General features: G+C 45.9%; 17 protein-coding genes. All 17 read right to left on the bottom strand.

What is annotated here, in order from left to right; translation table 11 throughout:
• Nucleotides 1–55: 55 nt before the first annotated feature.
• The 17 genes from DEO27_RS28280 to DEO27_RS28200 all read right to left on the bottom strand — a co-directional run bounded on the left by DEO27_RS28280 (nt 56) and on the right by DEO27_RS28200 (nt 19,240).
• Nucleotides 56–475 (bottom strand): hypothetical protein, encoded by a 420-nt coding sequence (locus DEO27_RS28280; protein ID WP_112570987.1) that lies wholly within the window; start codon nt 473–475, stop codon nt 56–58.
• Entirely contained in the window at nt 472–2,472 is a 2,001-nt protein-coding gene (locus DEO27_RS28275) for a type IV secretion system DNA-binding domain-containing protein (RefSeq protein ID WP_112570989.1), read from the bottom strand. Before DEO27_RS28275 ends, DEO27_RS28280 begins: the two co-directional genes overlap by 4 nt.
• A gap of 64 nt (nt 2,473–2,536) precedes the next feature.
• Nucleotides 2,537–3,199 carry a hypothetical protein gene (locus DEO27_RS28270; RefSeq protein ID WP_112570991.1) on the bottom strand — a complete coding sequence of 221 codons (663 nt, stop codon included), beginning with the start codon at nt 3,197–3,199 and terminating at the stop codon, nt 2,537–2,539.
• Nucleotides 3,200–3,214: 15 nt separating this feature from the next.
• A complete protein-coding gene (locus DEO27_RS28265; RefSeq protein WP_223266072.1) occupies nt 3,215–8,650 on the bottom strand; it encodes a helicase-related protein in 5,436 nt (1,811 codons plus the stop codon).
• Nucleotides 8,651–8,675: 25 nt separating this feature from the next.
• Nucleotides 8,676–8,891 carry a hypothetical protein gene (locus tag DEO27_RS28260; RefSeq protein ID WP_112570995.1) on the bottom strand — a complete coding sequence of 72 codons (216 nt, stop codon included), beginning with the start codon at nt 8,889–8,891 and terminating at the stop codon, nt 8,676–8,678.
• A 17-nt stretch (nt 8,892–8,908) separates the two neighbouring features.
• On the bottom strand, nt 8,909–9,703 hold the full coding sequence (locus DEO27_RS28255; protein ID WP_112570997.1) for a DUF4138 domain-containing protein: 795 nt from the start codon (nt 9,701–9,703) through the stop codon (nt 8,909–8,911).
• Nucleotides 9,704–9,754: 51 nt separating this feature from the next.
• Entirely contained in the window at nt 9,755–10,936 is a 1,182-nt protein-coding gene (gene traM, locus DEO27_RS28250) for a conjugative transposon protein TraM (RefSeq protein WP_112570999.1), read from the bottom strand.
• Between the two features lie 6 nt (nt 10,937–10,942).
• Nucleotides 10,943–11,356, bottom strand: a complete 414-nt coding sequence (locus DEO27_RS28245; RefSeq protein WP_112571001.1) for a hypothetical protein — start codon at nt 11,354–11,356, stop codon at nt 10,943–10,945.
• Nucleotides 11,334–11,948, bottom strand: a complete 615-nt coding sequence (traK, locus tag DEO27_RS28240) for a conjugative transposon protein TraK (protein ID WP_112571004.1) — start codon at nt 11,946–11,948, stop codon at nt 11,334–11,336. The genes DEO27_RS28245 and traK overlap by 23 nt, the downstream gene beginning before the upstream one ends.
• An 80-nt stretch (nt 11,949–12,028) precedes the next feature.
• Nucleotides 12,029–13,186: a plasmid transfer protein gene (locus DEO27_RS28235; RefSeq protein ID WP_112571006.1), complete on the bottom strand. Its 1,158-nt coding sequence runs from the start codon at nt 13,184–13,186 to the stop codon at nt 12,029–12,031.
• A complete protein-coding gene (locus tag DEO27_RS28230; RefSeq protein ID WP_112571008.1) occupies nt 13,183–13,965 on the bottom strand; it encodes a hypothetical protein in 783 nt (260 codons plus the stop codon). Before DEO27_RS28230 ends, DEO27_RS28235 begins: the two co-directional genes overlap by 4 nt.
• Nucleotides 13,966–14,021: 56 nt before the next feature.
• Entirely contained in the window at nt 14,022–14,687 is a 666-nt protein-coding gene (locus tag DEO27_RS28225) for a hypothetical protein (RefSeq protein WP_112571010.1), read from the bottom strand.
• Entirely contained in the window at nt 14,684–15,349 is a 666-nt protein-coding gene (locus DEO27_RS28220; protein WP_112571012.1) for a hypothetical protein, read from the bottom strand. Before DEO27_RS28220 ends, DEO27_RS28225 begins: the two co-directional genes overlap by 4 nt.
• 10 nt (nt 15,350–15,359) lie before the next feature.
• On the bottom strand, nt 15,360–15,881 hold the full coding sequence (locus DEO27_RS28215; protein WP_112571014.1) for an MT-A70 family methyltransferase: 522 nt from the start codon (nt 15,879–15,881) through the stop codon (nt 15,360–15,362).
• Nucleotides 15,878–16,555, bottom strand: coding sequence for a hypothetical protein (locus DEO27_RS28210; RefSeq protein ID WP_223266071.1), 678 nt, complete (start codon nt 16,553–16,555; stop codon nt 15,878–15,880). Before DEO27_RS28210 ends, DEO27_RS28215 begins: the two co-directional genes overlap by 4 nt.
• The gene (locus DEO27_RS28205; protein WP_112571016.1) at nt 16,552–18,975 is read right to left on the bottom strand and encodes a TraG family conjugative transposon ATPase; all 2,424 of its coding nucleotides are present in this window, start codon (nt 18,973–18,975) and stop codon (nt 16,552–16,554) included. Before DEO27_RS28205 ends, DEO27_RS28210 begins: the two co-directional genes overlap by 4 nt.
• Nucleotides 18,953–19,240, bottom strand: a complete 288-nt coding sequence (locus tag DEO27_RS28200; RefSeq protein ID WP_112571018.1) for a plasmid transfer protein — start codon at nt 19,238–19,240, stop codon at nt 18,953–18,955. The genes DEO27_RS28205 and DEO27_RS28200 overlap by 23 nt, the downstream gene beginning before the upstream one ends.
• Between the last annotated feature and the right edge of the window lie 2 nt (nt 19,241–19,242).

The following is a 19,242-nucleotide window of genomic DNA, read 5'->3' as shown; positions in this document are numbered from 1 at the left end:
GTTATTGTTTTAAATGTTTTGTTAGGTTTTGTAATGGCCGGAAGGCCTAAGGGGCTTATCTTTTCAGGCCCCTGGTTTGGTCTATCCCAAGAAACTGGTCTAACCCAATGGTTACCGCATCATGAATGCCACCGTTCTTTTTAACCAGCTCCATTGCAGTGCGGACATGTTTTTCCGTTCCATGATCCAATAAGAGGGCAATATTTTTAAGGTCTTTAAAATCGTCAACGGATAGTGTCAGCGCTTTTTGGTGTAATAAATCGTAGATTTCGCCGGGCTCTTTGAATGTAAGCAGCGCACTGGCACTGTAAAAACCAACCTCGTGGTCGTCAAAACCTACATAAAATTCGTCCGTGTCTAGGATCGCTGCCGTTATAAAGCCGATCTCACCCTGTTTATTTGCCGGGTCATCTTTAAGATCAGGGTGTACCAACAGGTAATCGGGTAGCTGTATCTCATTTGAATCTTTTTTCATTTCTTCATGGATGCTTTAACTGGTGAAGCAGATGGCGGCGGTTTGAACGCCAATACCATTTCCTGTATCTGCTGGGTGATATGGTTGAAATTCTGGCGCAGTTTTTCATCTGTTTTACCACCGAAGTCATAAAAAGTGGGCAGGGACTTATATCCCATTTCTTCCCGCCGGATCTCTTCCATATCGAGATTGATGCGGCAGTTGACCGCAGATGTTTCAAAAGCGCCCGTATATTTTTCCTGGGCATCGGCTGCAATGACGCCAACCAGCTCGCCGGAATTGAGAGAGGCTATCTTTCCCGCAGGAATAAGCACCTCCAGTTTTTCATTCAGCGAAGTAGATGTTTTGTTGCGGTCGATAGACAACCCTTCACCGATCTGTTTGGATTTACCAAAGAGGCGTTCCAGCCATTCCAGGGTTTCCTTATTCCTTACAGAGCCGGACAAGACGGTTCCGACCACGGCGGTAATGGTTGCGGCAGTATCTTTCCCGTATTGCTGATTGAACTGAGGAAGTTCTTGCAAGCCCATCAGCACAGCCACTTTATTGGATCTGGCAGTGGCAATTAAATTTTCGACCCGGTGAACGAATAAAGTAGGTACCTCATCCACGATCAGTGCGGAGGGCAGGTTGCCCTTGGTGTTGATCAGTTTGGTTATTCGGTTGATGATAATGGAATAGCAGGCCGAATTGATGTTTTGGGTGTTAGGGTCGTTGGCCAATACCAGCATTCCGGGATTTTCTTGGGCTGATATTTTAAGGTCAAAGTCATTGCCGGAGAAAACCCAATACGTTTCCTTGGTCGCCAGGCGGCTTATAAATATTTTAAGGGTACCGATCTGCCCTTCTAACTGGTCAGTTGCCTTGGCGTTATAAGCCGTCATGAAGGGCGACAATAGCGAACGCAGTTCCGGCTCGGAGGTCAGGGCATTAAAGATGTCTTCGTACGAATGGTTAAGCAGCGCCAGCACATGCGGGAAACTGGAATAGATGCCGCCTTTGTATTTGCTCATGAAGTACACACAGGAGGCCAAAAAATTAATCGCGGACTGCGTGAAGAACTGGTCGCTCCCGCCTGAGCGGTCACCCTTTTTTAAGGCTTCTACCAGCGCTTCGGCAGTTTCAGCGGCATCAGCCAGTGATTTTATATAATCTGCCCGCCAGGGATTGATACGCCTGCTTTTTTCGATGTCGTTCAAATTGATGACATGAAAGGCAAAGCCTTTCAGCTTGCCGTTCTGTTTGGCCAGCAGGTAATGATAGTAGGCAATATGTCCGAGGTCAGGGAACTTAAAATCATATAGGCATACGGCAAACTCTTTAGCAATCAGCTGACGAATAAAGGGATTAACGATGCTAAAAGATTTACCCGATCCTGGGGTACCGATGACCATCGTGCCACGAAAAACATTGCAGATGTTTATCCAGCCATGCCGAACCTTGCCTTTGTAATAAAAAAGCATGGGAATATTGACCGAGTACGGTGTGTCGATCCGCTTAACCTGTTGCATGAAGCTTTCCGCTTCCGTATTCCATTTATCCTTGCCTAATCCTGAGTGGATGAACTTGGAAATATTGTCCATCGAAAGGCTTACCAGGAGCGCTCCCGTGAATGAGCAGGCCATATACAGCAGGTCATACCAGCTGGTATAGGCGAATGCCAATGGGGACGCACGCCCCCTGCAAACAAGGCTGCCGAAGAACAAAAACAGACCGGCCGTAAGCGGGTAGATGATATGTTTTTTAGGGTCGAGGTCTGTTTTCTTTTTTGCCAGCGTACCAATGCTGACCAGGCAGATCAAGCCAAACGTTGACAGCTTGCTGTAGACCAGGTCAGCGTAAATAACAAGTCGGCTGATCTTGTCGAGCGGGGTATTAAAAATACCCCAGAAAGGAGCATCATGATAAATAAAAATGGCCGCTTCTAAAGCTATGGACAGGTAAATGGCGCACTGCAAAAAACCATGCAGTTTTTGCTGCTCCCTGGTTTCTTCCATGATAAAAAGGTATTAAATAAAAAAAGCCACCGGAACTTGCGGTGGCTTGTGATAATGGATGAACCTAACGCCCAATCTTTCGTTGTTCATTTTGTTCATTATTATCGCTAAGCAGTTTTTGCTTTTGATGTAAGTCCAGCAAAGTAGCCAGTTGATGGCCGTCAGGCACTTCGGCAAAAATGATATGTTCAGGAAAAACAGCCGGAGGGTTGAACGGATCAAACTCATGCGGGAACGGCACCTGGACGACAGTTGTATCAATGTAGATACCCGTTTTACCATCCCGCTTAAACACATCAGCGAAATAGATCATGTTCCAGCAGTTTTCGATATCGCGAAAAGCTTTACGCCTTTCGTCAACAAAGAAGTCCTTTCCGGCGATCTGTATCACCGGAAGATCTGTCGGAAAATCCTTGCGCCAGCCCGGCCGTGTTTCATCCAGCCTGGCATTTCTTCCCTGCGGGTCCATCGCGTCAAAGGGGTAAAACCAAAATAGTTTTACCTGTTCAGGTATCTCCCCGGTTAGCGGGCCGTCATATACCTGTTTGCTATCGGTATCGTACCATAACTCATAGTGATCCTCCAAACACATCATGTCGAAAAGATCGAGCTGATTTTCGGGTTTGTCTACCTGGACCAACGCCATTAAATAACCGTTTACAAAAAATGAAGTGCCCTCCAGCTCAATTACCGGGAAAGGGCCGCTATAGTTACCTGTTTCATTCATGATTTTTAATGATTATCAGCGTCTGACAGCAACCGTTACTGATTCAGTTTCCTCGGGTTCCTGTTCGATCTTTAACTGTTCGGCCTGTGCCTGCTTTTCCTTTTCGGCGATCTTTTGACTGATCTCCAACTCCAGTTTTTCCACTTCCCTTTTCAGTGAGGCCAGCTCATACTCCTTGTCAAATGGCCGTAGGGAAAGTTCTCTGACCTCGGGGATCTGTTTATCGATACCGTCCACTTCCTTTTCGTAGCGTTCGGCCATACCGATAACCCTATTGATGGCATCCAGGAAATAGCGCGCAGCCAGTTTGGGGTTGTCGATATTTGGTGCCCCGCCATTCTGCATGTACTTAATACCTGTGGCGCGGCTTTCCGCATAAAGTGAGGTAACATGTTCGATCCTGCTGGAAAAGCCGGTTTCAACGGTTTGCAGCTTTTTCCTGATATAGAGGTCAAAGCCATACAATTCGCCTAAATGAAGTTCAGGCTTGGTGAAGTCCGTTGGCTGCCAGTTTTTATACAGGTCGATCAGCTTATTGCCGATGGCAACCGGATCTGAATAAACACCATCATTCAGCTTTAAGGGGTTTAATTTTGTTCCGTCCTCGTCAAGCTTTAATACCTGCCTGTAGATAGCTTCATCTTTACGAACAAGTTCCAGTGTTTGCCCGGTTTCCCGGCTTTTCTTCTCCAGATCCTCTAACAGGTAGCGGCTTCGTGAAACCTCTTTGAAATGTGCGCCTTTATAACCTTCCAGTTCAGCAACCTTCTTTTCCAAACGGGTTTTTTCCAGTAAGGAAGTGTCGCCGGATAATATGGCGATGTATTCAGAAAAGCTCATGCCGCTTTGTTCATCCATCGCTCCTTCGTCGAGTGTACGTACAGACAACTGGTTATTTTTCATCTGACTGATGAAGATCTGCTTGTTTTTAAGCAGGTTGAATTTGTAATTGTCCAGTGATTGCTCCACCGCGTAAATGAAATTCCTGACCTTGTTGCCGTAAAATTTCTTGGCCAGCCAGTTACCTTGCCTTGCTCCGCGACCATCGCGTTGCTCCAGCTCTGAGGGTTTCCACGGTATGTCCAGATGATGCATGGCAACGATACGTTCCTGGACATTTAGGCCGGTACCGGCTTTCTCGGTACTGCCGATCAGTATCCGGATCTCCCCGGCGTTCATCTTTCTAAAGAGCTCTTTACGTTGCTTATCTGTAGCCCAGTTATGGATAAAGGTGATCTGGTTTGCCGGGATACCGAAGTCCGTTACCAGTTTATCAAGTAGCGCGTCATACACGTTAAACTCTTCGGGCTTTGGGGTGCCGATGTCGCTAAAAATGATCTGCGTGCCTTTGTGCGACGTGCTTTCATGATAGATCTCCGCAACATTACGGGCGCAGACATTCACCTTGTTGCCGGGATGGTCACCGTATTTATCAGGATTGACCAGGCGCATATCTACCGCCATTTTTTTGGCATAGTTGGTGGCGATGAGCATGCGGCCCTTGTCTTCATCCCTGGTCAGGGGACGTCTACCGATCACGGTGGCATCGCCAGTTTTGGCGAAGGCCATCAGCCGCTTTATAAAATCCTGTTGATCCGGCGTTGGCTTAATGTTCACCAGGGTCTCTTCTATATCCGGCTTATCGAGATTGATATGTTTGGCCGTTTTATAATCGGTGATCTGGTTATAAAACATGGCCAGCTCCGGGACTTTGATAAAGTGGCGGAAACGCTCTTTTGCCCTGATCTCGTTGGTTACCGTAAATTCAAAATCGACGGTTTTACGGGCATAAACTGCCGCCCAGGCATCAAAGTTTGAAATTCGCTGCCTTTCCAGCTCGCGCGGCCGGAGGTATTTGAAGATCAGATACATTTCGGTCAGGCTGTTGGAGATCGGCGTGCCGGAAAGGAAAGTAGCGCATAGATCGGTATCGAAGCGCTCCTGTAAAGTGCGAATGGCAAAAAGCATGTTGAGGGCTTTTTGGCTACCGGCGATATTGCCTAAACCGGCAACTTTGGTATGCCTGGTCGTGAACGTCAGATTCTTGAATTTATGAGACTCATCAATAAACAGGTGATCTACGTTCATTTCCCGGAAATTGATCCCGGTATCCTTGCGTTGCTCTATCGCCTCGATGACGGCTTTGAGTTTAGCTTCGAGATTTTCCTTGCGGATCTCCAATCCCTTAAGCATTTCCTTGCTTATTTCTTCACCGGCATCCTGAACGGCCAATAAATCAAGCTCGGTGTTATCCAGTTCAATTTCGAGGATCTGCCGTTGTATTTCCGGCGCTTGTGGTATTTTTCCGAACTGGTCATGCGTTAAGATAATGCAGTCCCAATTGTTATTTTTGATCTCGTGAAAGATCCTTTTGCGCTTTGCCGGTTCAAAATCGGTTTCACCCGGCGCCAACAATTTGGCTTTGGGATAAGCCAGGCGAAAGGTGTCCGTTATCTGCTGCACATTGGCCTTTAGGGCAATGATCATGGGCTTATGCACGATGCCGAGCCTTTTCATTTCCATGGCGGCAATGATCATTGTCAGCGTTTTACCTAAGCCTACCTCATGATCGATGAGGCCGCCATTATTTTGGATAACGCGCCAGGCGGCGTTTCGCTGGGAGGGATACAGGTCAGCGATCTTTAAGGCTTTAAAGTCAAGCCCCGGAAATGTTAAGTGGCTGCCGTCAAATTCCCGGAGTGCGTAACAGTTATAGGTATCGTTATAGAGCTTCTCTAAATACTGTTTGTCCTCGTTGGGAAGTTCGAGCAGCCATAGCAGGTAACGTGTCCTTATGGTATCGATTTTCCGGTGGGCATTTTGAATGGCCTCGGTGTCGGGCACCCTTACCGTTTTGCCGTATTGTTCTACCGGGTAAGTAAAATGCGGATTCGTGTTCAGCAGCGCATATTCCAGTAAGGTGCGGCCGGTAACCTTATTGCTTTCCTTGGGCGTTACGGAAAACTCTTCATTAGTGATCGTGTTGCCTTTTTTGCCGTAGCTTACCTTATAATCATCTAAGGAACCCAGGTACTTGATCGTTGTATCCAGTTTGAACAGGTCGGTTGCAAAACGCTGATAGTAATCGATAGGCACCCAACGCTCACCGAGGTTAAAATCCAACCTTTCAAAAGGTATTCGCTCCGGCTGCACCCGCCGGATAGCAGCAAGGCTTCTTGCGAACTGTAAGTTTTGCGGCTGCTCTTCGGCAAGGTTTTCGGCAGCCTTCATTTTTGCGACAACATCGCCCGACAAGTAGTTGTCCGTTGTTTCCCACGATCCTGTTTCGGGGTTTAACAGAATTTGTTTTTCGAGTTGAATGATGGCCTCATCGTCGGTTAACCCAGTGATCTGGCAGATCAGCGTAAGATCCACGCGACCGGTATCATTCAGGCAGCGGGCCAGGGCTTCGGCGGGGTCATCGGTTTTCAGCATTTCTTTTTGCTGAAAAAGCGGCCCGTAAAAGATATCCGACCGGATAAACCTTTCGCCCTCCTTTATTTCCAGCGAGGACAGCGTTTTAAAGCCTAAAGCCGCATCGTTAAGTATGCGGTTCCGGTTTGCATTTTTATTGAGCTCGCCATGTTTGGCTAAAAAAGCATCGTAATAAAAGTTAAGTGACTTTCGCAGCTCGGGGAACTGGATCGCGTGTTCATTTTCGTAGCCGGAAAGTTCCAGGTAAATATCCCGCAGCGTCAAATAATCCTCATAGAACGGTAGCTCTGGCTGCGGATCGAGCGGGTTAAATTTCGCCTCAAAATTGTGGGGTTCACCGATGAGACCAAGCTTGCCCTGAAATATGACCAGCGTATCCCTGGTATAAAAGGGCTTCAGGTCTGTAAAAGCCTTTGGCCTGTCCGGCAGTAATTTGAAAGCGGGCTCTAAAGTAGCATCACCTTCATACCGGTAATCATGACCGTAATGCTTTAGCTTTAGTGAAAGTGCGTCCAGTTCCTGACCAAGGCTTAACCCAGTCATCCATTTTGCGGGAAATGAAATTTCAGAGAGGTTGCTAAAAAGTTTATAGCTATACTTATTATTCGCTTTGGCGCGCGCGGTCACCAGGACAATGCTGTCATGCTGCGGCTTGCCGGTAGTCCTGATGGTGCTGATAATTCGTGCAGTTCCGGCATCTACGAATTGTTTATCCAGGTCGTCGAGGTATGCCACCGCTTTGTTATCCTCGGGTTTAGTTACCGGTGCATCAAACAAACCCAACTGTCCTAAGTTTAATGTGGGCTTTTCCGACTTTTTTTCCAAGACTGGTACCGGCAGAAAGGTAAACTGGCTAAGTTGTGCCTGTTTTTGGTCAAAAGAGATGGCCTCCCATTTGGCATAGTTGAGGTTTGTAAACCCTGCGATCAGTTGTTCCTTTAATAAAGGGACGATGTCCTGCATGTCACCGTTTTGCCAGGCGATCCTTGCGGCTTTTCCCCTGGCGTTGGTGCCCTCAATAACTTCGTCGGCATAGACCAATTCGTTTTTATCGGCTAGCCAGGCATTCAGAAAATATTTGCCAAAGGGGTTTGCTACTTCCACCGTTTCGATCAGCTGGCTTTCAGCCTCGGTAAGTATATCCTTAGCGTCATTTTTCTGTACAAGGATGAGGTGCATACCCACTTCGACATTGGCATGTTCCTTCATCAGGTTGGCAGGCAACACGGCGACGGTTAGCAGGTCTGCTGAAGTAAATAAATATTTGCGTGCGGTCTCGTTCGATGGGTTATTCAGGAACGCATCGGTTACGATATAAGCTAAAATGCCGCCATCTTTGATCTTATCCAATCCTTTTGCAAAGAAGTAGGTATGCACCTTGGCGGAGATACCGCTTTTGTTGTAAGCAGGGTCATGAACAGCGATCTTGCCAAAAGGGATATTGCTGATGACCAGGTCAGATTGCGCTTTTTCAGTAACGGAAGTTTCTTCCAGCTTTTTGATCTGCACCTCGACCGGGATATCATGCACCGAACTAATGGCGGTCAATATTCTGCCGGTCAGGATATCCTTCTCCACGGCATTTATTTTTTCAAGATCAGGAAAGGCCTGTACCGCCTCGTCAACAAAAACACCGGCACCTGCACTTGGTTCATATAGGCGCTTTGGAACGATACTGCTTTCCTGCATAGCGGCATAAATCGCCCGGGGGATGTAATCTGGTGTATAATAGGCCGTTTGAGAGCTGCTTTTTAAAGCATCTATTGCTTCCTTATACTCCTTAGCAGTCAGCTTTTCCTGTAACAAACTGTGCAGCTCCATGACCTGGGGGTATAGCTTTAGGTCTGCCTTTGAGGCCCCGAATTTCTCCCATCCCTTTATTTCGCCCGGAGGAAAAAGCACCGCTTTCAGACCGCCGAAACCGGCGTATTTTTTTAGTGTTTCTAAATCTGCCAGCGAGAGTTGCTGGCCGGAAAAGTCCAGCGCTATCCGGATGGCCGCAATATTGTCTGCCATCTTCCGAACCGGATTAAATGCCATATCACACCTCCTGTAAATAATCTGCTATGGTGCCGATCACTTCATATTTTAAGAAGCGGTCGTCCTCGTCCAGGCCTTTGATCAAAGGCGCGCATAATTCGAGGATATTAGTAAGCTCGTAGTGGAGAATCCCGTGGTTGGAAAAGCGCAGGTAGGCCCTGATAAACTCCTCTTCCAACACAAGCTTTACATAATCGTAGGCTATGGAATCATTCATAATAAATTATAAAGGAATTAATTAGGGAGCGTATCTGCATCCAGTATGTCCTGGTAAGATATACTCAGGGTCACGACGCGGCCTGAAAGCTGCTTTTCGCTCAGTTCGGCGTGGAGCACCTTATTCCCGGGGAATGACATCTTTTTAAATACAAAGATGTTCCGGTAATTTTTGGAGAAGGCGGGTGGACTAAACAGCACGAACTCCGGTTTAACTTCCACCGATTGGTTATTGGCTGCCTTGGTCACTTTTTTATCATCCACCTTGAACCGGAAATCAGCAATGTCGTATTTCAGGTTGGTTTTATTATGATAGCCGATATCCAGGAAAATATAATCGCCAACCGTATAAACATGGTTTAATTGACCTTTGATGCCAAAGGCTTTTACCTTTTCCATGCGCTTATCAGGGCTTTTGGCAATCAGGCTGAGTGCTAAACCTTTTAATTGGTTTTGAGATAGGCCGATTCCGGAAATATCCAGCGGCCTCATATCCTCGGGAACGATATTGATTTCTGTGGGAACACCCGGAAAACCCGGCAATAGCTTGTATTGCGCAATAAATTTTTCGCCCGCGACAGTAACCACGGAACCTAAAAAGCTTTTTAGAGAATCGCGCAATTTTAACCGCAGCACATTTTTCAGCGGTAAATCACCAACCAGGTCTTTGGTTGAAATATCTACATATTGTATAGGCTCGGGAGAAACGAAATGTATGGTCAGGTTTTCCGGGAGGTAAACTACGGGTAGTTTATTCTGGGCGTAAAGTGATGGGGCGCATAGCACCAATAGATATAATAAGATCGTTTTCATGTTTATTTATGTTTTTAATAATCGTATACAGTCAAAATGAGTACTGCTCAGTTAATAGGACTTTTGGGCGTTTTGCAACGCGTCGGTGTCGATCAGATAGAGGTAGGAATTGTATTTAAGCTTCGCCTTGTTTTTGCGGATGAGGTCGGCGATGGCTGATGAGGTGGATTGAAATACTTTATCCAGCGAGCTCATGATAAACTGGCTATTACCGGAACTGCCATCTATGGTTACGCCCTGCACGGAATTGCTACCCAAATCTTTCGTAAAGTCACGAAATGCAGATGATGGTACATACAGGCCGGGTAATCCATCCATATCATAGATATCCAATTTGACAGGAAGGATCTTCCCGTCATACAGGATGGATGTTACCGACAGCGTAACACGCTGCTCTGTAAAGCCGCTGACCAGGGCGAAAAGGTAAGTGCCTTTTTTAATCAGGCTATTACCTGCCTTAATATCTTCCAACAGTTTTAACCGTAAACGTGATCCTGCATACCCGGTCACATTTTCGTCGATCACTGCACTAATAAAAGCAGGCTCCTTATCCGGCAGAACGGTATTAAAGTCCGTGGAAATGGCATCAGCTTTTTCAACCGAAAGTTTGACCTGGCTTTGTTTTAGCTTGGCAACTTTATCAGCAGCTTGTTTTTTCTTTAACTCATCTTTATAGGCCGGGTCATTCCCTTTATTGATACTATCCATGATGGCCATTTGTGCTTTGAAAACTTCCATCGGATCTTTTTCCTTCGTTACAGCAACAACCGGATGCGAGGGATTAGCCTGCCTGTGTTGCATTGCTTCAATTGCTTTGGCAACCTGCTGGTCATGTGATAAGCCTGTTGGTTGTTCTTGCCTCACACCCGTAGAATTACCTGTACCGAACTTTAGCTTCATGGCTTGCTGAATAGAATCCAGCTTTTTCTTTTGCTGATCAGAATAGTCATTGTTAAAAGCGGGGTTACTTGAATTTTCACGAGGGATCACATTTACGGCTGTTAAGCCATCGGCCTCTTTGTAGGTGCTCCTGTAGGCGTCGAGCTTATCCGTCAATTGTTTCTTTCGGACATCCGCTGAAACGTTACCCACAGAACCATTCAAGCCGACTTTTTCGCTAACTGCCTGCTTTGGTTTGGAAAACCCGCTATGCCAGACATAAAAGAAAAGACATAAAAAGGGCAACAGGATGAGCGGCAGCATATATTTAGGCTGCTTAAAATTAATTTCCATCGTTTTCTATTTAAGTGTTTGGTGAATTTTGGATAGGCGATCAAGGGCACTATCCAGTAAAGTGCTGTCTACTGCTGAAAGCTGTTTTTTGGCGGTCAGGCTATCCACCAGCTTTTTAAGTTTCATGGTTTCCCGGATATTGCCGGTCGCCTGTAAGATCTGGCGAAAGCCATCCTCCACCGGGTTAACTTTTTTGACAACGGTTATATTGGCTTTTTCGGATTTGCGAAAAACAGTAAAAGACAACACGAATGATAGTGCCATCAGGAAGATCATGGCACCCATAATGAACCTGGGGTAGGCATTTGCCAGGCGCCTGGCTGCGTTCCCGGCAATAGCGAAATAGCTATCAAATTCTTTATGTATTTCGCTGTACAAAGTATCCCTGGGATCTCTGTTAGAATGTATTCTTTTCCACATCTTGCAGGTCTTTATTTTCAAGGGTTTTCCAATTGGTGATCAGGACTCCGTGCGGGTTATTATCACTTCGCGGGATATCCTTCAGGTACCCCTCCGTTATCAGGGAACGGACCACCGTAGAGCTGCGGCGGTCAATTTTAAGTTTGCCGTAATAGCGGAAATAATGTTTAGGAAAATCCACCCAAATGGAATCTGTTTGCAGGGTTAGTACTGAACTTGAAGAAAGGATAGAGTTAAAAAAACCATTTTCCTTCAAATTATTGTATTGCTCCATCCCGGATTGATCGACGAGATACATGGCCTTTTTCATTTGGTATTCCATGTAATTATCATCCGGGGTTAAGGAAAAGAAAAGGGAATGAAAAAGGTCAACATCCGCCCTGTATTCAGCGGGGCGGTTCATTTGCACATCGGTTTGGCGGGCAAGAATCGGGATATTATTATCCAGGATATAAATACTTTTCTGTGCATTGGAAACCATTTTGTAGGCATAAAGACAATTTATACCGACAATGATGAGCGAAGTCAGCAGGCTACCGGCTGCAATGAAAGTGGCTAACCTTATTTTGGCTTCTATATTTTTTATGATCATTATTAAAAGCGTTAAATAGAAAAGGCCGGCCCGCACCTGCGGATCAGCCTGACATCAAAGGAGAAAGAGAAATGAAGATTTTAAAAGAAGCTGCCGGTTGCTTTCCTGGCCATACTTACCACGGTACCTGCGCTGCGGCCAAAAGTGGAGGTAGCAGAACTGATACCGGAGGTCGAGATGATCCAGGTAGAGATACTGGGCACGGTGAACATGCAGATAGCGCCAATCAGAAATACAATAATTACCGTACCGAAGGATAAGATGCCATTACCGGCAAACCAGGCCATCTTTTCGAGATTGGCACTCAATCCATTTTCACCAACCAGCTCCTTGTACTTGCTGATTTCTGAAGTTAAGGCATATTCCTGCATTAGCCCGGTAAGATACATGATCAGGTAAGCTATCCCGCTATAAAGGTTAACCGAAATAAAACGGGCGATCCAGGTGCTGAAGCTATCGCGGAATGCCGGCAGGATGCTCACGGCTACAGCGAAAGGGCCAAGAATAATCAGAATAGAGGAGTAAATGATCTGTATCATAAAAATGATGTACACGGCCAAACGTAAGATCCATATGCCCAATAGTTCAAGCAGTTGTGTAAAGAGCAATTGCATACCCACGGTAAGCCGGTTCTTTAATTCAAGTAACGGAGAAACAACGCTGCTGATACCCTCCTTAACGGTACTGGTTACCGAATCCCAGGCTTGTCCATACCAGGTGTCGCTTTCTTTTTCAGCGACCTCGGTTTGAGCCTGATAAGTATATAGGGAATTGGCAACAGCAAGCATCAGGTTTGACCTGTTTAGCCGCAAATTATCAACAATGGTTTGCTCACTGTTAAACATCTGTTCCGTTTGATTAGTCACCAGGTCAGTAGGGAATGCGATCATCTTAGTGAACGCGCCCCACCATAATATAACCATTGCCAAACCGAACGGCCGTAACAACGGCATAATTTCCAATTGCTTGTCACCTACCATCATTTCGTATGATTTAATGGCAAAAAAGATGATCATAAATATGGCGGCAAGTGCTTTAGCATCTGTAATAAACAGGCCGAAATGCGTCCATACGGAATCTTTAAGCCCTTTTAAAAAAACCATTACACCGGCTTCATAAACCCCGTCGCCCTGTAGAAACTGCAAAGTTTTGGTATTGTCGGTATTGGTTGTTGTTTGGGCAAATACTGCGGATATACATAAACATAGCAGTACTGCTAAAATTATTTTCCTTTTCATTGCAGATGTTGTAAAACTTTATTTGCGATCTGGATGTCTGTTTGTGGCGTCCAGTTGGTGACGGTAACCTGTCCAGCTTGTAACTTCTGCTGTTGGGCGGTCATATTTAGCGTGGCTTGCGCCGATGAGGTTCGGATTGCCCAGACTCCGGCCAGCCTGCGGTATTCCATCAGGTAGCGGTGATAAGCCAGGATGCGCGCACCACGATCCATCGTAGTCGTATGAGCTGCATTGATACGTTCCTTTAACATGTCCAGCTCATTTTTGTACCAGCTATACAAGCCTTCGGAAACCAGTTTTGTGCTGACCTGGGGGGCGAGTCCGGCTAAGATGGACGCCATTGAATAATTAAGCACCGGTTTCAGCTCTTTGCTGTAATAGAGTTGCCATAAAGGGTCTGCATCGGAAATCAGTCCTGATTGATTGGCGATTTCGGATAATGCGGTATTCCTAACTGTATCTGATTGGAGTTTATACTTATTATCTGTTGTATTCATAGCTGCAACTAACGCAAGGCGTTGTGTTTGTGGTCCGGCTGCGCTAAGTGGTCGGAGGTCTGTTTTATGATAATTGGGATGAAACAGCCCCCAGGTGAGCCAGTAATACGGGTTAAGACTTAGAAATCCCGCTTTGGGTTCAAACTTATTCTGGTCCCATTGCAGGTAGACCATACGTTCCTCCTGGTATCGGACGGCTTTATCCTGCGCAACGGCCTGGCCGAAACAATGATGTATCAGCGCCAGCATTAAAAATGGCAGTGGAATTAAGAATTTTTTCATGATTCAATTGTTTTTGTAAGTGTATTCAAGCATCATCCAACTATTGGGACTGATGGTTATTGGTGTAAATATTTAGCGTTTTGAATGATCTGATCAACAATCCGGGTGTCCTGACTGATGAAATTGGCAAACGGGTTGAGCGAAGCGATAACGCCGCGTTCCTTTGCCCAGTACATGGCTTTCCAGGTACCATAGGCTAAGCCGTCCAATATTTGCAATTGAGTAATAACCTTGCTTAATAGCTGGTCGCGGGAGTTATAGTCTGCCAAAACGTTGTTGCCCTCTTTGAGTACATAGCCGGAAACATCGGTTACCAATGCCAGTGACCTCGTTCGCATTTCAGAAGCCATATTCCCGGCAAAGACGAGTAGGTATGGCTCACTTTTGGCCATCGCCAATGCCTGATTAATATACCCCGTCATGTCAGCAATGATCACCGCTATGTTTTTTACTGCAAGCCCGTCCTTTAAAGCTGAATTGACATTAGATAGCCCATTATAGATCATAGTTTGCGCGAGGACTACGGAACCTACATTGGTATTCAGGTCATTGATGTTATTATTAATCTTGCCGAGATACTGGTCATGGGTCACTTCTGCGCTGCTCCTTACGGCGGCATTCTGGGAAACAGCAATCAGGTGCTGGTAATCGATCACGTATTCCTGCGCCTTTACATATTGGAAACATATCAGTAGCACGCTGACAAACCATAAGTTTTTCATTTTAAGTATTTGGCATTTTGAATGATATCACTGCCGATAGACTTATCGGCATCTATAAAATTCTGAAATGGGTTTGCGGCCCGTAACAACGAGGCGAGGCTGGAATACTGCATCATATTGAGCATGTTTCCGGAAAGGTCCTGGATGTTGCTTAATTCAGAAATTACAAAATCAAAAAGCAGTTTTCTATCGGAGGCTTTCATCTGGTTCACATCACCCAGTGATAGGCTGAGCCCGGTCACATAAGCTACCAGGCTTTTTGCCTGACCGGCAAATTGCAAGGCAGATTGGTAACCGATGGCGATTAATGCAGGATTTTTCTGCACCAGTTGGACGATCTGCGACTGATTACTAACGATGCGTTCCACCATGGGTGTCGCATAAATCCCGATGTCGGCGATGTTGATGGCGGTACCAAGGGTATTGTATCGCTGTTGCAAAGTGCGGTACATTTTTTTCATCTTGTCCAGCAGGGTAAGGTTAGCTTGTTCGTTTGCTGTTGCCGCCGCCTGTTGATTCTTCGCCTTTACCTGAAGATTGTTTTCAGATTCCGACTCAGCAACAAGTTGGTGGAGTGCTGGGATGTCAAGTATCTTTTGCTGTGCTAAAGCGGGTAATCCCATACCTGTCCATAGGGTTAAAATGGCTAATATTTTTTTCATAAAAATCTGATTAAGTGTCGTTGCGCTGAAACACGTCCCAGCCAGGGCGCTGGCAGTTTCCAAAGATTTGTACCTTGGCCCGTGTGGGATATAAGGCTTCTATCAGGACGTAAGCGTCTTCGGGTTTTTGACCCTTGCATTTAACCATGCCTGTAAACGGTGATTCCAAAGGGTCTGGAAAATCAATTGCGGGTACTTTGTAACCGTCCTTTTGGAATACCATCAGGTACTCAAAAACTTCCGTTGTGCTGCCGCGTTTCCATTTTGGCCGTTTCCAGATAAGGTAAGTGTCATACTGATATCCGAGGCGGCCTATATATTCACGGCATTCTTCGGTGAATTTTTCGGTTACCCAAACCAGGACGACATGCTCCTGAAAAGCCAGTTCGGCCAGACAGGTTTCTATAAAGTTAAAGGCCCTGAGCGCCCGCCACGTACTGGGAGGGATACTGTCGGTCATGATCTTATTTGATCTTTTGTACGCCCTATATTGTTTCCAGGGCGGACAAATCAGGAATAATTCATATTTCATTGCTTCAGGTATTTAGCATTTGTTAAAACATCATTGGCTATCCTGACATCCTGATTTTGCCATTCTGCCCAGGGGTTTAGTGAGCGAAAAATACCGTTGATCTTCGCCCAGTACATCGCCCTGTCCATACCATAGGCTATACCGCGCAGGATGCGCATTTCATCTGCTATATGGTTCAGCATTTTACCGCGCTCACCGGAATCCATCAGGTTATTTCCGCCTTTAAGAACAAAGGCACTCACATCCGCAGCAAGGGTTGCCGCCCTTGTTTCAAAGTCGCGGGCACCCTGCTCTGCGAATAGCAATAATACGGGGTCGGATTTGGCAAGCTTTACAGATGCCTCCACATCGCTGATAATATCAGTGCCGCATTCGGCGATCTCTTTGATGGTTGTCAGGTTATTGATGACTGATGCTACCTGGCTCAGTCCCTGGTAGATCTTATTTTGAAGGTCATTTACGATAACAAGCTGACCGGTTACCGCCAACTGGCCTTTTTGGATGAGGTCAAGTTTATTATTGGTCGTATTCAACTGGCCGTTGATCACACCTGCGTTAACAGCTATCGCAGCCGATACGGCCGGGTCAACGGTCAGTGTCTGCGCATGCGCATTGCAAATGCAAACGCATAGTACAATGCCTAAAAATGAATTTTTAAATAGGTTGTTATTCATGGTTGCTGATTTTGATTAACCTGTGAAATAAAGGCAGGTAAAGATTTACCGCTGCCTTTAAAGTCCCGGATAAAGGCATCCAGGCCATCCGGGTAAGAACCGAAACGGCTGGTGTAACTTTCCACCGCCGATTTCTCCGGTTTTTCTGTAGTATAAGTAAGGTATTGCTGCAACGACACTTCTACGCCGTAAACTTCGCCAACAGCGCCGCGACGGATATATACCTCTTTAAACCGACCCCGATTTTCCGTGTTGTCCAGTTGGTTAATGGTAAATATCTTACGCCTTTCCGTTTCGTTGATGGATAGCAAGGCGGCAATATCATTATAATTGTCTTTAAATTTAGTTTGGTCCAGCAGGCAGATGGTATCTGAATTATTAATGATACTATCCTTAACCACAACGTTTCCGATGATGTCACCAAGTTCCTGGGTGACGACTATGGCTTCACCCCAAAATTTCCGTACAGTTTTGTAGAGGTACAAAAGATAGCCTGCCATAAGCGGGCTTGCGATGGCTTTCCATGCTTCTTCGACCACTAAAGCTTTCCGCCTGTTCGACCGGTAACGCATTTTTTGGATAAAGACGTCCATAATGGTGAGTGTGACGAGTGGAAAGAGCGTCTTATTTTCCTTAATGGAATCAATTTCATACACAATAAAGCGCTCGGTAAACAATGATTTATCGGTGTCCTCATTCAGTAACCGGGCAAACTCACCCCCCTTGTAAAACTTTTTAAGGACATATTTAAATTCGTCAAAATCAAACACGATCCTTTCCTCGGTCTTGATCTCCGGAATTTTTTCCAGTGCGAATTCATAAAAGGTATTGAAGCTTAAATCACCATTTTCAGCAAAGAATGTGCTGTAGTAGGCTGAGATCACATTTGCGATTACATCGCGTTCCACCGGGCTTAGCGTTCCTTCGGCACCCTTCCAGGTTACCCCGATCAGTGTACAGAGGAAATCCTTCTTTTCTATGTTATATTCCGCCTCGGTGATACGGAACGGGTTCATTGTGATGGGGTTTTTATCGGTGTAAGTGATATATTTCCCATTGTAGTAAGAACATAGGCCAGAATAAGAGTGGCCGGTATCCACGATCACCATATCCATGTTATAGAGCATGTACTGCTCTATAAGTGCATTCATAAAAAAGCTTTTACCTGAACCGCTGGGGCCGAGTACAAACTTGTTCCGGTTATTGATGCGGCCCGTCCGCATGGGCAGATCGGCCGGGTCCATGCCTACAGGGATACCCTGCCGGTCAGTAAACTTTATCAAAAAATCGGAAGGCTCATCCTTTGGCAGGGATTCTTTAAAGAAAAAGCAGATCGCTGCATCACAGGTAGTCAGGAACCAATCGTATTCCTTTAACTCTACGCCGTTCCCCGGCAGCGCGGTACGAAAAAGTTCCAGTTGGTTGTAGGCATTTTTACTGGGGATGATCCCTAACTGGAAGAGCGAGCTTTCCACAAAATTGACGGCCTTTTGAATGGCGGCAACTGGAGCAGCCACCAGGATATTAAAATGGCAATTAACGAGTAACTGGCTTTCGCGGGCTACATCATTCAGCAGTAGATCAATATCCTCCACGCATAATTGGTTGGCAGGGTCAGGTATCCCGGAATGTCTTTTCTTTTTTTGCTCCAGTTTTCTGAGCGTCACTATCTGGTTTGGTATTTCAATGACCTGGTTATAAACGATCACATCCACACCGGGCACCTTAAAGAGGAATGACATGAAATCTACGGGAAACCCACGCATGCTCTCCTTATCATTTAATTCAATGTGTGTAGAAACGTCGGGCGGAAGATCAATACTGTCAATATTGACCAGGCTGATACAGCGTAGCGACTTTTCGCCCATCCTGATCTCGGTTTCCGAGGGAGCAATGTTATCAAGAACAATATTGGACCTGCCAAAATCCATACTCAGCATTTGTAAGACCAATTGGTTCAATTGGCTTTCAATAAGTGCTTTTGCTGATGGCAGTACATCCAGGACTTTTCCGATAGCCTGCCTGAAATCACGAAGAACACGTCTGTCGTAAACATAAAACGCGCCTTTTTTTACCTGGCGCGTGATCGTTAAATAAGTGGCAACCTGCAGGCATTCCCGCCCCTCAAAATGGGCATTATATTTTTTTTGCAGGTATTCACTGGAAGGCGGGCCCTTATAGGGGGAGCGGCTGATGATGTCCTGCTTTTGCAGAAGATAGCCGTCGCCTAAGATTTTAACAACATTAATAAGCAGGTGGTGGAATTCCTCATAACCTGCCGGGTAAGCGGAATAACGGATGACAGGGTTTACCAATTGGATGACAACAGAACATTCGCCGTTGAGGCCGATGAGTAAATCGTATTCACCATCTTTATCCACTCCCGCATAGGGAATGTTAAACAAGGTTTTTACGGCCATAATGATTAAGGATGTAAATGTTTGAGGTACGGCTTTTGGAATGAAGGCCGCCTTTTTGTTTGCTGGCGGTAAAAAGCAGACCGCCGACAATAAAGCCGATCAAGACCATGGCACCAAGCCACATATTGACCAGTGACATGGTTAAAGCTCCAAATACAAGTCCGGTTAAAAGGGAAGCAAGACCCCAGTAAATGAACTTGCCTTTGAAGCCTTTGAATATAAGGGGCCGTTGCAGCCCCTTATAAACAGGATACTTCCTGGCCATGC

The organism is Mucilaginibacter rubeus, from assembly GCF_003286415.2.
GTDB classification, from domain to species: Bacteria; Bacteroidota; Bacteroidia; order Sphingobacteriales; family Sphingobacteriaceae; genus Mucilaginibacter; species Mucilaginibacter rubeus_A.
This window is presented reverse-complemented; position numbering and strand designations above follow the sequence as displayed.

Bases quoted from the DNA above. Each gene is read 5' to 3' on its own strand.
- DEO27_RS28280 (WP_112570987.1), bottom strand. From the start codon at position 475: ATGAAAAAAGATTCAAATGAGATACAGCTACCCGATTACCTGTTGGTA.
- DEO27_RS28275 (WP_112570989.1), bottom strand. From the start codon at position 2,472: ATGGAAGAAACCAGGGAGCAGCAAAAACTGCATGGTTTTTTGCAGTGC.
- DEO27_RS28270 (WP_112570991.1), bottom strand. From the start codon at position 3,199: ATGAATGAAACAGGTAACTATAGCGGCCCTTTCCCGGTAATTGAGCTG.
- DEO27_RS28265 (WP_223266072.1), bottom strand. From the start codon at position 8,650: ATGGCAGACAATATTGCGGCCATCCGGATAGCGCTGGACTTTTCCGGC.
- DEO27_RS28260 (WP_112570995.1), bottom strand. From the start codon at position 8,891: ATGAATGATTCCATAGCCTACGATTATGTAAAGCTTGTGTTGGAAGAG.
- DEO27_RS28255 (WP_112570997.1), bottom strand. From the start codon at position 9,703: ATGAAAACGATCTTATTATATCTATTGGTGCTATGCGCCCCATCACTT.
- traM (WP_112570999.1), bottom strand. From the start codon at position 10,936: ATGGAAATTAATTTTAAGCAGCCTAAATATATGCTGCCGCTCATCCTG.
- DEO27_RS28245 (WP_112571001.1), bottom strand. From the start codon at position 11,356: ATGTGGAAAAGAATACATTCTAACAGAGATCCCAGGGATACTTTGTAC.
- traK (WP_112571004.1), bottom strand. From the start codon at position 11,948: ATGATCATAAAAAATATAGAAGCCAAAATAAGGTTAGCCACTTTCATT.
- DEO27_RS28235 (WP_112571006.1), bottom strand. From the start codon at position 13,186: ATGAAAAGGAAAATAATTTTAGCAGTACTGCTATGTTTATGTATATCC.
- DEO27_RS28230 (WP_112571008.1), bottom strand. From the start codon at position 13,965: ATGAAAAAATTCTTAATTCCACTGCCATTTTTAATGCTGGCGCTGATA.
- DEO27_RS28225 (WP_112571010.1), bottom strand. From the start codon at position 14,687: ATGAAAAACTTATGGTTTGTCAGCGTGCTACTGATATGTTTCCAATAT.
- DEO27_RS28220 (WP_112571012.1), bottom strand. From the start codon at position 15,349: ATGAAAAAAATATTAGCCATTTTAACCCTATGGACAGGTATGGGATTA.
- DEO27_RS28215 (WP_112571014.1), bottom strand. From the start codon at position 15,881: ATGAAATATGAATTATTCCTGATTTGTCCGCCCTGGAAACAATATAGG.
- DEO27_RS28210 (WP_223266071.1), bottom strand. From the start codon at position 16,555: ATGAATAACAACCTATTTAAAAATTCATTTTTAGGCATTGTACTATGC.
- DEO27_RS28205 (WP_112571016.1), bottom strand. From the start codon at position 18,975: ATGGCCGTAAAAACCTTGTTTAACATTCCCTATGCGGGAGTGGATAAA.
- DEO27_RS28200 (WP_112571018.1), bottom strand. From the start codon at position 19,240: ATGGCCAGGAAGTATCCTGTTTATAAGGGGCTGCAACGGCCCCTTATA.